This window comes from Desemzia sp. FAM 23989 (genome assembly GCF_045528345.1).
Taxonomy (GTDB): domain Bacteria; phylum Bacillota; class Bacilli; order Lactobacillales; family Carnobacteriaceae; genus Desemzia.
Genome location: NZ_JBGQQT010000025.1, coordinates 1 through 13678, shown reverse-complemented (window position 1 = coordinate 13678; position 13678 = coordinate 1). Strand labels below are relative to the sequence as shown.

Sequence of the window (13678 nt, the reverse complement as noted above, 5' to 3'; positions counted from 1 at the left end):
CCCCACTATGAACCGCTTGAACCAAATGCTCTGTCCCAAATTGTCATTCCTGCTAAATCACGGTCTACATTCATCCAGTCTGCTCGAATAAATTCCAAATTCTGAATATCATTCTCCGCCAACGCTTTAAAGTTGGTCATTGCTGTATTCATTTGATCTAGAGCATCCACATACTTATTGACTGCTGCCAAATCCAAGTTTCCCTTTTCTGTTGAGTAAGGAGAACTATCGATCACCTCAGTAGCTTCTCTAAAACCGGCGATCTCTTCTTGAAGTTTTTCTGGGTCGATCAATATTTCAGACATAGTTCACACTCGCTCCTTGTTCTAGCCTAATGTGGCATTCAGTAATGGCTTCTTGATTTAGTTTCATGATTTTTTTGATAAACTCAGGTCGATACGTTTTAATGGTGACATAATACTTGATCAAATCAATGCCATTCACATATAAACTGGCAAACAGCGCATTGAATTGATACGGTTTTTCGACAAGCATGTATTCCACTTCTTCCTGTATAGACAAACAGGCTTCTTTTACATTCTCTTCAGTTAAAGATACTATTATTTTATCTTTGTATTCTAGTAAAGGCAAATCTTTGTACAGTATGCTGGCATCTAAAGCATCTACACTAACTGCAAAATGATGTTTGAATAAACTATGCCCGATCAATTGCAATAAAGCAAAACGATCGTGTACCGGAATCGATTCTGAATCAAAGTCAAAGTGCATAGCACCAGTGCGATAGGATTGCTTATCCATTGCAGATAAGTGTCGGTCTTGAGCAGGAGCATCACCTATCAAATGAATGGAAGGAACAAATACATCTCCCGGCCTTTTGGTTTCTTTGAGTTGATAGAAAAAATCAGCTTCTTTTATTTTATCTGTATGGCCATTGATCAATAAAAACGTGTTCGGATAGTTCACAAACATTTCCCTAAATTGTCTTATGTCTGCTGACTGGATCGCTTGGATTGCCTGAGTAAATTGGTGAAAATCAAATCCCTTGCGTTGATCTGAAAACTCCATCAATTTAGTATATGCCCGAAATTCGATATCCTGGTAGTTCTTTTGAAAATTAGCTACACAATTGGCTTTCGCTTCTACAAATAGTTTTTCATCAAAATCTCCCTCATAAAAGAGATCCATGATTTGTTGGATATCTTTATCAAAAGTCGAAACGGTCGTAAAAAAGGTCAGTACAGAAGCATTTGTTGTCGTATTCGTCCGCACCATTTTCCCCATCGTTTGAGCTGTTTTCAAGCGCATATATTCCATAAAAACATTTGCACTGGCTTGGTTTAATGTGATTCGCTTAGATCTATTTTTCAGCAACATATACTCTTTATAGGCGAAACCGGCATGAATGCCCAGTGAAACATAAAGCTTATTGTCCATGTATGGATATTGATTGATTTCTATCCTTAAGTCATTTACCTTATTCATCTTACCCCTCCGAAGTTTTTACTGGGAACTTGATTTTTTGAACATTTCCCTCACGATACAAGTAGGCTTCATCTTGTTCTAATGGTTTTTCGCGAGAAATCCGGACGGCCGGTGCATAAATGGTTTGCTCTGAAAAGCTCATCGTTATGACCGCATTTTTCGTAGCTTTCAATCGCTTCGCCAAATCATTATAGTCGCGATTGAAAGTACTGAATTCTGCACCAAAAACAATCGTGATCCCTAATTTGTGTTCTAGTTCAACTAGTTGATCGATTTTCCGCTTCACAGCTGTATCCAATTTGTCGTAAATCGCACTTAAGTCATTGATGACCAACATGATCGGCGTAAAGTCTAAATGGAAGTCTTTCATGTTCTGAGCAGCATCTTGTTTGAATTGATTGAAATACAGTTCTTCCCGTTCCGCTATAATCTCTAAAACATGTTCAATGACATAATCGATCTCTTGGTCTGTAGTGGCATATGCTTGGACACTTTGGCGGTGTGTATACAACGGCATACTGGAATGATCAATGATGTACGTTCGCTGCTCAGTCGTTTTAGCGATTTGCAGCAATGAATTTAAGCTTTCCGTTAATTTCATTCTTCCCGAACTTAAGTAGATCACTTTTTCGTTGCGTTTAAATCCTATCGGTAAAGCAGTGCTTCTGTCCAGCCCAACGACGAGTGTTTCTTTTTCAGCTAACATTTCGACCACGATTGGATTGGACACAAAATCGTTAACGAGCAGTTCGTCTGGAACCATTGGAATAGGAATCGGCAGCTTACCCTTCCAAGCTTGCTTCATGCGCTTCACTTCCGTTTGTATTTCCTGAATCAAAGCTATGCTGCTTTCTCCTTTAGCCGGCAAAGCTACTTGGAACAACTCAGGTTTCTCTAATCGTACCAAACCACGTCCAGGAGTATCATCAATGGTCAGTGAAGTTCTTCCGACGATCATTCTCGCTTCGTCATCCGCATTTTGTTTTAACACAAATTGCTGCTTGATATTGCCCGATAAATTCATTCGAATATTGGCTTGTCTTCCAGCAGTCATCACGATATGGATTCCCAAGCTGGCTCCTTCACGGGCTAATTGGATCAAATGACTTTCAAATTCAGCTTCGATCGGAAATCCTTTGATTCCTTCATAGCTGTCTACCGCAATCAACAGAGAAGGTTCACTTTTCCCGCTGACTTCTTCATATAACGCCATATTAGCTACTGAATACTGGCTCAACAATTTTTTCCGTCGCTTGATCTCTTGAGTCATACGGGTAATGTATTTTCTGATTTTTTCGTGTTCGTCTGCACTGAATATATCGGCCACATGTGGCAAATCTTTTAGTGGCAACAAACCATTTGTTCCAAAATCCAATAAATACATCTCCACTTGTTCTGGATTTTGTGAACGGGCTAAGTCCAAGAGGATCGTTTGTAAAAAAGTCGACTTTCCATACCCTGGACTAGCATACAATAATACATGTCCATTTTTCCTTAAATCCAATTGCAGGGTTTGCTGTTCTTGACTATCCGGTAAATCGATCATCCCAATGACTGGTTTCAAAGGCATTTTTTTCTTCGCCCATTCTTCCTCAAATTGAACCTCATGCAGGTTTTCTACATAGATTCGCTCTTTTAAAGGAGGCAGCCAAGGTTTTGAAATCGGTTTGATTTTTTCTTTGAATACTTCTCTTTGGATACCTTCGATCACAGCATCCAATTCTGTAGGGAGCTGTTTGATTTCTTCAACAGAGTCTAACCCGCTTAGATCCTCATTCAATATCTCATATTGTCCCAGATCATTGACCATATAGATGGTGTGGTCTTCAATGTGCTGTGTTTCTTTATCTGGAAGATAATCAGCACCACTCCAAGCACTTTGGAACAATTCATAGATTTCATTGTTCCCCACTTGCATATACCCCCGACCAACTTGAGTGATCTCAGAGGCATCTGGCGTCCGCAGCATTTCCATAGAATCTGCACGGTCCGCTACTTTCAATGCGATCTTAAAGCGTGAATTACTCCAAATCTGGTCATCTACCACTCCGGTAGGTTTCTGGGTCGCTAATATCAAATGAATTCCTAACGAACGTCCAATACGAGCAGTAGAAACCAATTCTTTCATAAAATCAGGCTGCTCGGCTTTTAATTCCGCAAATTCATCACTGATCAGGAATAAATGGGGCAATGGTTCAGAGACATCTCCATTTTTGACCAGTTTTTGGTACTGATTGATGTGATTGACATTGTTCAATGAAAATAATTGCTGCCGTCTTTTTAATTCGGCTTTGATGGAAGACAACGCTCTTAAACTTTGATTGCCATCCAAGTTGGTGATCGTTCCCAATAAATGCGGTAAATGAGCAAATAGATTTGCCATTCCTCCACCTTTGTAATCAATCAGTAAAAATGCTACATCATGTGGATGGAAATTGACAGCCAAACTCAAGATATAACTTTGGATCAACTCCGATTTTCCTGATCCTGTTGTTCCTGCAATCAATCCATGTGGTCCATGTGCTTTTTCATGCAAGTTCAATTGTACTGGATCATTCATAGCTCTTAAACCGATTGGCACTGCTAATGTTTTATGCGGTGAATGCTCCTGCCAACGTTTGGCAACTTCTAGGTCTTCAAAACGACTAGCCTGGTACATTTCCAAGAAGGTCACTGTATCCGGAACGCCATTTTTAATGCTTTGCAAATGCTTTAACGGTGCTAATTTGCGCGGAATCCGTTCTTTGTCGAAAGAATCTGGAAAATGGTCTAAATGGAACAGTGTATTCTTCAATTCTCCACTTTCCATCAATAAAACTCCAGTATTTCGATCTCGAACGTCAATAACCGTTTGAACATTCTCCGATAATGAACTTAGAACATCTTGCACAAAAATGATGCTGCATCCTAAAGCTAATGGATTTTGATCAAAGAATTCCATGATCATGTGATCCAAGATCAGTTTCTCATCCGTGACCAACACTACATATTGCGGACTGAACAATGAACCGTCATCGGCTTTTTTCTTCTCATCCAGCGCATTCTTCCGCTCTTTCAAGATCTGGTACAAGCTGTTCAATACTTGATCCCGGCTGCGTTGGTTATAGACAAATCCTCGTACATTAGTATCGCTTAATTTTGCATGCGGCAACCAGCGCATCCAATTCCAGTCTTCTTTTTCTTCTTCCGGAAAAATGGTAATAAACTGGATTTCATGGTAACTATGGAAAAAAGCCAATTGATTGACCAGCAACTGCAGCTGCTCGATAACCAATTTTCTCGGACCGATATAGCCCACCGGTGCATCAGTCAAATTGACCGTGATCGGCATTTGGTCTAAGGACTGGTACTGTTCAAATAAGTGATAGCCTTGTGTCTCCAAATCGTCTAATTTTTTTTCTCTTTCTTTATTCGAGTAAGTCAAATCGACAGAATTCGGAACTTTTCCCAATCCTAGACGGTAGTGCAGAAAGTCAAAATGGTTTGGTGTTTTTTCATAAATTCGATGGTTCATGCTGACGGTCAACTCTTCAATCTCACTGATGGAGGGGTAATGATAGTGTTGTCCGTTTTCTTGTTCTTTTTTATCGTGGTACAAATCTTTGGCTTTCGCTTTTAAATAGCTCTGATATGTATTCGTTCTTTCTTCCAGCGCTTTTCGATACTCGCGCTTTTGCGTGAAATAACGTTGGATAGAAAAAACAGCTGTTAACAAGGACATCACTAAAGTAATGATAATGTACAACCCTCTTGGTTGAAAAATACTAATCATGATCAGTAAAGTCACCATGACCAATGGCGGTACAATAATCTTTAACAACTGTTCTGACGGCTTTTTAGGCAGTTGAGGTGGAGCTTTTACTTCTACCTTCTTTTCCGGATTGCGGTAAATGATCCTAGGTGACCGATGGTAGTCAGGATAATCTTCTGGATACTCATACCTTGAGAAAACCACTTCTTGCAAGTTTACTTGCATAGATTCAGATTTCCGAACTTGCAATTCATCTTTGACCAGCTTGAGTTTATGATTTTGAAAAGCTACTTCGTCTCCAAATTCGATGGCCCCTGTTTGTGCTTGGACAAGACGATTGTTTACGTATAAAGAACCTTCAAGCAACTCGTACCACCATTGAGAGTGATCATCTCTTTTAAAAATAGCCTTTAACGAAGGAGTTGCCAGTTGGATATCTGCATTTTGATGCGGACTGATCAATAAGGTATTTTTAGTAGCCAGATCATATCGTTTTTGCGGCAGTTGGTCCCCTAAATAAAACTGGATCTCTCCTTGATCTATCGGAAGAGATATCCACTCATTCAGCTGTCCTTCTATGATTTTTTCATTGAATTGGACCCTAACTCGACTGCCAATAACTTGAATAGGCCCTAATGGCACATCCAGAAATAAGCGGTTCAAGGCAGAAAATCTTTTTTCCTCCAACGAAATGGAATAGGCATTTTCTTTTTCTTCTGCCGCAATATCAAACTGATACCTCTCCATTAAATCATAGACGATCAGACTAAGCGGTTTAGTTCTTTTTTCTTGGTATTTCACTTGTTCCACCGGTTACACCTTCCTTACTCCGTATTCTTATACGTTGGTCTCTCTTACTCTGTGCTTTCATCAAGAATAGAATCTCTTTCTTTCGTGTATTCATCATACTGGTTCTCATACTGACTCAATTGTTCTTCTCGTTCTTCTCCCGTTAAATCTGGATTATTAACGATCTGTTCCCGAATTTGAACCAAACCGTATAAAATCAAATCGTAATCGCCGATCTTTTTCGCCACATCGATCGCTTCTTCAAAGTCGCCGCGACCAATATGGACCCAAAAATCTAAGTAGTTGGTATCCGATTTCAAACTGACGTTGTTCAAAATCACTTTTTTTTGCTCTTCATTAAAATTCTGACCTTGCACTACTGAGTAAGCCAAAATGTACTTTTGTGTGACCGGTAAATCAGTGTGATCCACTGGATTTAATGTCGAAACCACTTCTGAGTAGTTATTTTGGACAAAATAAGCATCTGCTTGTAATAAGCGATTTTGAAAAGGACTGCGGATAAAGACAAAATAAATCAAGGCAGCTAGAGCAATGACCAAGGCCGCTCCGAACCAAATGGACAATTGTCGTGACCATGTATATTTCTTCTTATCTACTTTTTGATATTTCAGTTTGTCTTCCTGCGTTTTTTGGTGGTATATCAGTTTAAGGTACTCGGCTAATTGGTTAAAGGTTTCCGCATTTTTGATGTGCATAATAAATTCATTGCCTGTTATATTTTCCAAATTCCCTTCATACAGATCTGTAAAATTGTACTGTGTCTGAAACAGACTGATGATATAGCTTTTTAAATTGCGCAATAAAAAAACGTCATTCATTTCTGTCGGCGGCATCTGCTCTTTGATCCCCCGATAAGCAATAGAAGGAATCAAATTGTAATCATAATAAATGTTTTCTGGATGTAAGAAAAAAGTATACGGAAATGAGCTGAATCGTTCAATAGACAACAAATTTACTACTGCTTTTAATTTATCCGTATTGTCCAATGCTTGTATGTCTTGGGCGGTGTAACCAGGACGCTCGATAGCATAATGAAACAGTAATTTATCTTCCGTCACTTCATACGTACACGGCAGAAAATACGGTTCTGGCACTTTTAAAACCGCTAACTGTTGCTCATTTTTTAAATTGGCTGCTGATTTGATCAGCGCAACTGTCCATTCCTGATTGTTTTTCAGGTATTCGAATTCAGCATTGTCGAACTTGATTGTCCTAGACTGTGGGTTGTTTTCTGTTTGCTCCATGCGGTTCTCCTTAGATAATTTCTATAATGTCTCCATCCGTTATCGGATAGTCATAAAGCTGTTGGTCTTCTGTTAAAACCAATCCCTTTGTACGGACTTTGATTTGCTTCATGCCTTCTTTCTTTTCCAAATGAAAAATGGATTCCATTTGGTGCACTAATGCAGCTGCACTGATGAAAATAGGAATGCGTAAATCAACTTGATTTCCGTTTTTTAACATCAATGTGATATTAATGTGTTCAGTATCTGGCATGTTTATCCCTCTTATACATTTGATATGAAGCTAAAAGTGCTGCTGATACTACCAGAACAACCATCAACCAGAACCAGTTGTTCTCAGTTAAATTAGCCAGCGCCAGCGACTGAAAGTTTATTTCAGTCGCTGGACTTGTTGAAGAGCTGGCATTTATCTGAGAAGTAAACAAGTTTATCTTTTCAATTGTATCATGAGTAGTGTCTTTGATGGGTTTGGTAAATAAATTGTCGGCCTGCTGGTTTCTTAAGGCTTGTTGCTGCTCTTTGTATTCATGCAGTTGTTGCGTATCCTCTAAGTGAAACAAGGCGCTGTTATTTGTTGAAAAGTTCGAACGCGATTCAGGCCCGCCTTCTAAACGATCTACTTGAATGTTTACACTTCTTGAATCGGAAGAATCCTCAGCTGAAACTTCTTGCGGATATAAACACAACCATACTCCTAAAACCCCCAGCAGAAAACAACTTCTTTTTTTCATCTCTATACCACCTCTTGTTTAGGTGTTTTCTTTTTAATGACTAATAATAATGCGGTTAAAATGATAGCGATCAAGATCAATCCAGTCACATATCCAGCGCTGCTTTGAACACTTAAAACTGCCCGTAAAGCTCTTTCTCCTAGCATCAACGGATTCACATTACGAACAGTTTCCGCAAAGCCCGTTAAACTATTGACTGTTCCTATCATTTCGGTCACAAAAACATAGCTGATCAAGAAATAAATACTGATTCCCAATCCAATGTTTTTCCATAACTTGATCAATCCATAATTCAATAAGGCAAACACAACACTGATCAACACCATAAATGAAATCCATTGCAGCATATAATCAACTGGAATAGCCAACACATTTCCACTAACGATTCCTTCGATCACACCTATAACTGCACTCAAACCAACTACGATCGCTAATGGATAAGCTCTTAATTTGAATGCTCCATTTGATTCATCAAAATCATCTTTTTTCAAAAAGACTAATTGGTTTGCAGCCACTAAATACCCCGCAAATAAGGAAATACCATAGGCCATCAATACCCAACTAAATGGATTCACGGTTTCCGCTGCTTGCACAGAACCTTTGAAGTCTTGTTCAACTGGATTAGCAATGAAGTTCATGACATTTTCATTCAACACGCCATTGTTGTGTGTGTTTTTCAGCAATTCCACAAATCCACCAGCAAAATCATTATTTTCTTGCACTTGTTCTTGGAAACGACTCATTAAACCGGCAGCATCTGATGACAGTTCTTCGCTGCTTGATGCCAATACTGATACATCTGCATCAAAATCTTGGAAAATATCCGCTACTGAATTAGCCATTTCCACAGTATTTTCAGAATTGCTCATCAAACTTCCGCTAGTTTGCAGCAACTGACTTAATTGAGAATGAATATCTTCAGCTGTTGCTGAACTAGATTCTTGGTCCAGTGCACTTTCTGTTCCTAATTCCGTCAGATTTTGAGCTTGTTCTTGCCAGTTGGACAATAACTGCAATTGCACATCAATCTGTTCTGAATTCGCCTGTGCTGTTGTGCGGATATCCACCAATTTATTTGCCAGAACAGGTATTTGTTGCGTCAAATGATTCATTGTTGACCGCGCATTAATTTGTTGCTCAGCTAATGTGCGGTAATTGGTCAAATTAGCTGTCAGCGTGTAGGTCACAATATCTGATAGATACGTTCTCACATCACGATCTAAAAACGCTTCTGCTGTTTTGGTATAAGCATCAAAAACAGGTTCATTAACGCTATCTGTTGTGATACCGATCTGCTCAAATACATTTTGATACACTTGCTTGACTTCACCTATTACTTCACTGTAGTTATTTAGAGCTTCACGGTAATCCTGTCCTGCTAAGTCAGAATAATAATCAATTTCTTCATAAAATACGTAACGAACTCCAGCTCTGCCTTCTTCCCAACCTATGATAGGCTTATCCGGCTCTATTTCTTTTTCTGTGGATGTTCCCTTCTCTTCTCCAGCTTCAGTCTGATTATCTTCTAAAAGAGATTCTAGGCCAGTTTCTGTGCTAGATTCAGCATTTGGTTTATCGCCTTTATCAGATTCCCTTGATTCTTCATAGATAGGGGTTGATTTTATTGGCTCTTGAAGCAATTCTACTACAATTTGCTGCTTTTCCGTTTGGTCTTCAGGCAATTTATTAATAGTATAAGAACCCTTGATCACAATCATTTCTTTGCCACCAACAGTTTGGTCCTCTGCCGACCACGAACCCAAAACTCCATCTGGGAAATCGACCGTAATTTTACTACCAGGTTCAATTTTCCCATCACTATTGTCAATTTCAAATGAAAAAGTCTTTTCTTCTTTGTTGGTTACAAATGGACTCAAAGCTGTATAAGCAGCTGCTACTCTTTGTTTCAGTGTATTTGCTTCTTCATTTGGGCTAGTACTGAAACTTTTCAGGTACTCCGTTTGCTTGTTGATAGAATCAATCAAACGAATCGTTTCTTCATTTTCAATTAAGGTTAATTGAGCTCTTGTATCTTCATCCTTAATACTGAAATACGGTAAGGAAGCTATTTTGTTCAATACGCTTTGTTGATGAAGAGCTTCATTCGCTGCTATCTCTTTCATAAACGCATTGGTTTCTTTATCATTTTCATGTAATGACAGGAAGTCCCTTAGGCTGATAGTCCCATCCTTTTTATAATATCCCATTAGTTGTTTGTCCACAAATGTATTCACAGATGCCAATTGTTGATCCATTAGTTCTTCTTGCTCCGTGATTTTTCCATTCATTTCATCCATATAATTCTGTAATCGTGTAAACTCGCTGGCATAGGTATCAAATTGATTTTCCGCCAACATGATCGGTCCAGGTTGTTGAAATTGGGCGAGTAATTGACGATTGGAAGTTTGGATGGATTGAAACAGATTTTGTGTTTCATCATTTAATAAATTGGCATCCATACTCATCAATTGCTCCATAAAAGCAGCATAAGAAGTTGAGTCACTCTCCAAAGTTGCACCATATTCCATTAATTGAGAATCGTATTCCATCAAGGATTGACTGTATTCAGTAAATCCTTCTGTATTTTCAATCAGCGTATTTGTCAATCGCTCGTTTCCTTGAAGGCTTGTGTCCGTATGTGTTTTAATCGTCGGAATCGCATTTTCGAAATTCAAAGCAGTCCCATACACTTGATCTTCATATGAAAACATATTGCCATTATTGCCGTTTACTATTTCTTGAACGCTATTTTGTGCTTGTGACAGATTCACTAATATAGTCGCTACATAGACATCTACTAATTGTTGATTCAATCCATTCACGATTTCATGACCTACACGATTGGCTTCTGCTTCTAAATCACCATTTCCATTCGCATTCACTCTGTATTGAACGGAGACTTTTTCTGGATTTGCATCTTTCAAATCCAATATTTTAGCTGAAAAATTATTCGGTATAATCAGCATCAACTGATAAGAGCCTTCATTTAAACCAGTTTCCGCACTCCCTCTACTGACGACATACCAATTGTAATCCTCATTTTTTTCTACTTGTTTTATGTAATTAGATCCCAAGTCATAAGATGTATTATCGACGATCGTTCCTTCATCTTCATTGACAATAGCAATGTCCATCTTACCTTTAACATCCATAGATACTTTATCTGTAGAATCACCAGCTGTTTCATTTTGTTGATTTTTGCCTTGTATTTGATGGTTCAGCATAAACATCAATACTGAAAAAACAATCAGTGCTCCTCCAATTTTAAACCAGATCCCCTTTTTTTCTTCCATCCGTTTCCTTCACCTTTCCAAATTAGACTAAAAACCAAAGGGAAGGGAATTCTCATCCCTTCCCTTTGGTTTTTAAAATTAAGTACATTATCGATTTAGAATCCGATTTTCCCAGCAATATCTTGATCCGTTTGTTCAATAGTATCTGCTACTGAATTCAACTGAGTATTGATATCTTGCAATAATTGTGAAAATTCTTGAATTTTTGGTTTTAGCTCCGTAAATTGATTGTCAAAACTTTCAAATGCTGTACCTTCCCAATTTTCACGAATCGTTTCTTGCGCTGAGGTTAAAATAGATAATACATTATCGATATCTGTTGAACCATTTGTGTATTTAACCGCTGAAGTTCTTAGCTCTTCCGGTGTTAGTTTAATTTGTGCCATTTTTTCTCCTCCATTACTATAAGTAATTTACAACCAGAATAAACTTACCAAATTTTATACCTAGAAAGCAACTAATATCCCCTTTTCAACCTCTTTTCGCATCATTTTGTTCGATTTGCTTTATTTAACACGCAAAAAGACCTTTGCCGCAAAGGACATAGGTCTTTTATTTTATACATACATTAATACCGGCGGCCGGAATCGAACCGGCACGCCCTCAACAGGCACTGGATTTTGAGTCCAGCGCGTCTACCAGTTCCGCCACGCCGGCATGTATAACAAACAAATTTTATCAATCTTCAAACAAGGCGGTAACCGGATTTGAACCGGTGATGAAGGTTTTGCAGACCTCTGCCTTACCACTTGGCTATACCGCCAAAACATAATATTTAAAAGAACTGGGCTAGCTGGATTCGAACCAGCGCGTGAGGGAGTCAAAGTCCCTTGCCTTACCGCTTGGCTATAGCCCAATAAAAAAGGGCGACTGATGGGGATCGAACCCACGCATGCCGGAACCACAATCCGGTGTGTTAACCACTTCACCACAATCGCCATAATATTGAAAGTACATCATTTAAAATAAATGATGGAGGGGGGCAGATTCGAACTGCCGAACCCGAAGGAGCGGATTTACAGTCCGCCGCGTTTAGCCACTTCGCTACCCCTCCAAATAAAATGGCCCGGGACAGAGTCGAACTGCCGACACCTTGAGCTTCAATCAAGTGCTCTACCAACTGAGCTACCGGGCCTTACTGGTACTATTATTGTGTTTAGTTTGGAATCAATGGAGGTTAACGGGCTCGAACCGCTGACCCTCTGCTTGTAAGGCAGATGCTCTCCCAACTGAGCTAAACCTCCAAAGGTAAATCCATAAAAATGACCCGTACGGGATTCGAACCCGTGTTACCGCCGTGAAAGGGCAGTGTCTTAACCGCTTGACCAACGGGCCTAATAATAAAATAAGTTGAAATGAATGAAAACATTAAAACGGAGAAGGAGGGATTTGAACCCTCGCGCCGCGTTAGCGACCTACACCCTTAGCAGGGGCGCCTCTTCAGCCACTTGAGTACTTCCCCAAACCAATGAAAAGTATTTTCTTCATTTTATTTATGTTTGTTTTTGCAATGGGCCTAAATGGACTCGAACCATCGACCTCACGCTTATCAGGCGTGCGCTCTAACCAGCTGAGCTATAGGCCCATAAAAGCGGGTGAGGAGAATCGAACTCCCATCATCAGCTTGGAAGGCTGAGGTTTTACCACTAAACTACACCCGCATAAAACGGTCTCGACGGGAATCGAACCCGCGATCTTCTGCGTGACAGGCAGACATGTTAACCCCTACACCACGAGACCAGAATCAGCTTAAATTTTTATTGCAGTGCATTACTGCACTATTGCGGGGGCAGGACTCGAACCTGCGACCTCCGGGTTATGAGCCCGACGAGCTGCCAACTGCTCTACCCCGCGATAATAAATATATAAATTGTCATGTCTGATTGCAGACACGATAAGGAGGATAAGGGATTCGAACCCTTGCGTGCTTTTACACACCTGACGGTTTTCAAGACCGTTCCCTTCAGCCGGACTTGGGTAATCCTCCATGAAAGATGAAATACAAAAAATCAATAGCGGCGGAGGGGATTGAACCCACGACCTCCCGGGTATGAACCGGACGCTCTAGCCAGCTGAGCTACACCGCCATAAAGTTTCTATTAGTTAATAGAATGGAGCCTAGCGGGATCGAACCGCTGACCTCCTGCGTGCAAGGCAGGCGCTCTCCCAGCTGAGCTAAGGCCCCTAGATAAAATCGGGAATACAGGATTCGAACCTGCGACCCCTTGGTCCCAAACCAAGTGCTCTACCAAGCTGAGCTAATTCCCGTTTTCCTTGTTACTCTTTAAAAGAGATGCACCCAGCAAGAGTCGAACTTGCAACCGCTTGATTCGTAGTCAAGTACTCTATCCAATTGAGCTATGGGTGCTAATAATGGTGCCGAGGGCCGGAATCGAACCGGCACGG

At 39.9% G+C, this 13678-nt stretch carries 8 protein-coding genes and 18 tRNA genes; all 26 read right to left on the bottom strand.

Annotated elements, in window-relative coordinates; genetic code table 11:
• Positions 1 to 5: 5 nt before the first annotated feature.
• The gene (locus tag ACEN36_RS11625; RefSeq protein ID WP_131832564.1) at positions 6 to 305 is read right to left on the bottom strand and encodes a DUF5344 family protein; all 300 of its coding nucleotides are present in this window, start codon (positions 303 to 305) and stop codon (positions 6 to 8) included.
• Complete coding sequence (locus ACEN36_RS11620; RefSeq protein WP_407097485.1) at positions 298 to 1443, bottom strand: hypothetical protein; 1146 nt, start codon at positions 1441 to 1443, stop codon at positions 298 to 300. Before ACEN36_RS11620 ends, ACEN36_RS11625 begins: the two co-directional genes overlap by 8 nt.
• A gap of 1 nt (position 1444) precedes the next feature.
• The gene (gene essC, locus ACEN36_RS11615) at positions 1445 to 6004 is read right to left on the bottom strand and encodes a type VII secretion protein EssC (RefSeq protein ID WP_407126628.1); all 4560 of its coding nucleotides are present in this window, start codon (positions 6002 to 6004) and stop codon (positions 1445 to 1447) included.
• Between the two features lie 44 nt (positions 6005 to 6048).
• Positions 6049 to 7248: a type VII secretion protein EssB gene (gene essB, locus ACEN36_RS11610; RefSeq protein WP_407097483.1), complete on the bottom strand. Its 1200-nt coding sequence runs from the start codon at positions 7246 to 7248 to the stop codon at positions 6049 to 6051.
• 10 nt (positions 7249 to 7258) lie between these two features.
• Positions 7259 to 7501, bottom strand: a complete 243-nt coding sequence (locus tag ACEN36_RS11605) for an EsaB/YukD family protein (RefSeq protein WP_407097482.1) — start codon at positions 7499 to 7501, stop codon at positions 7259 to 7261.
• A complete protein-coding gene (locus ACEN36_RS11600; RefSeq protein ID WP_131832582.1) occupies positions 7488 to 7979 on the bottom strand; it encodes a hypothetical protein in 492 nt (163 codons plus the stop codon). Before ACEN36_RS11600 ends, ACEN36_RS11605 begins: the two co-directional genes overlap by 14 nt.
• Positions 7980 to 7981: 2 nt before the next feature.
• The gene (gene esaA, locus ACEN36_RS11595; RefSeq protein ID WP_407097481.1) at positions 7982 to 11272 is read right to left on the bottom strand and encodes a type VII secretion protein EsaA; all 3291 of its coding nucleotides are present in this window, start codon (positions 11270 to 11272) and stop codon (positions 7982 to 7984) included.
• A gap of 95 nt (positions 11273 to 11367) precedes the next feature.
• A complete protein-coding gene (locus ACEN36_RS11590) occupies positions 11368 to 11658 on the bottom strand; it encodes a WXG100 family type VII secretion target (RefSeq protein WP_079650732.1) in 291 nt (96 codons plus the stop codon).
• Between the two features lie 186 nt (positions 11659 to 11844).
• Positions 11845 to 11929, bottom strand: a tRNA-Leu gene (locus ACEN36_RS11585).
• Positions 11930 to 11964: 35 nt separating this feature from the next.
• Positions 11965 to 12035 (bottom strand) — tRNA-Cys (locus ACEN36_RS11580).
• Between the two features lie 21 nt (positions 12036 to 12056).
• Positions 12057 to 12128 (bottom strand) — tRNA-Gln (locus tag ACEN36_RS11575).
• A 9-nt stretch (positions 12129 to 12137) separates the two neighbouring features.
• Positions 12138 to 12210: transfer RNA gene (locus tag ACEN36_RS11570), tRNA-His, on the bottom strand.
• Between the two features lie 35 nt (positions 12211 to 12245).
• A tRNA-Tyr gene (locus ACEN36_RS11565) sits at positions 12246 to 12326 on the bottom strand.
• Positions 12327 to 12334: 8 nt separating this feature from the next.
• Positions 12335 to 12407, bottom strand: a tRNA-Phe gene (locus ACEN36_RS11560).
• Between the two features lie 36 nt (positions 12408 to 12443).
• Positions 12444 to 12516: transfer RNA gene (locus tag ACEN36_RS11555), tRNA-Val, on the bottom strand.
• Between the two features lie 19 nt (positions 12517 to 12535).
• A tRNA-Glu gene (locus tag ACEN36_RS11550) sits at positions 12536 to 12607 on the bottom strand.
• Positions 12608 to 12646: 39 nt separating this feature from the next.
• Positions 12647 to 12734: transfer RNA gene (locus ACEN36_RS11545), tRNA-Ser, on the bottom strand.
• A gap of 49 nt (positions 12735 to 12783) precedes the next feature.
• Positions 12784 to 12857: transfer RNA gene (locus ACEN36_RS11540), tRNA-Ile, on the bottom strand.
• Between the two features lie 5 nt (positions 12858 to 12862).
• Positions 12863 to 12933 (bottom strand) — tRNA-Gly (locus ACEN36_RS11535).
• Positions 12934 to 12939: 6 nt separating this feature from the next.
• A tRNA-Asp gene (locus ACEN36_RS11530) sits at positions 12940 to 13012 on the bottom strand.
• A gap of 41 nt (positions 13013 to 13053) precedes the next feature.
• A tRNA-Met gene (locus tag ACEN36_RS11525) sits at positions 13054 to 13126 on the bottom strand.
• 43 nt (positions 13127 to 13169) lie between these two features.
• A tRNA-Ser gene (locus ACEN36_RS11520) sits at positions 13170 to 13259 on the bottom strand.
• A 26-nt stretch (positions 13260 to 13285) separates the two neighbouring features.
• Positions 13286 to 13359 (bottom strand) — tRNA-Met (locus ACEN36_RS11515).
• 25 nt (positions 13360 to 13384) lie between these two features.
• Positions 13385 to 13457, bottom strand: a tRNA-Ala gene (locus ACEN36_RS11510).
• A gap of 9 nt (positions 13458 to 13466) precedes the next feature.
• A tRNA-Pro gene (locus ACEN36_RS11505) sits at positions 13467 to 13540 on the bottom strand.
• 26 nt (positions 13541 to 13566) lie between these two features.
• A tRNA-Arg gene (locus ACEN36_RS11500) sits at positions 13567 to 13640 on the bottom strand.
• Positions 13641 to 13678: the final 38 nt, after the last annotated feature.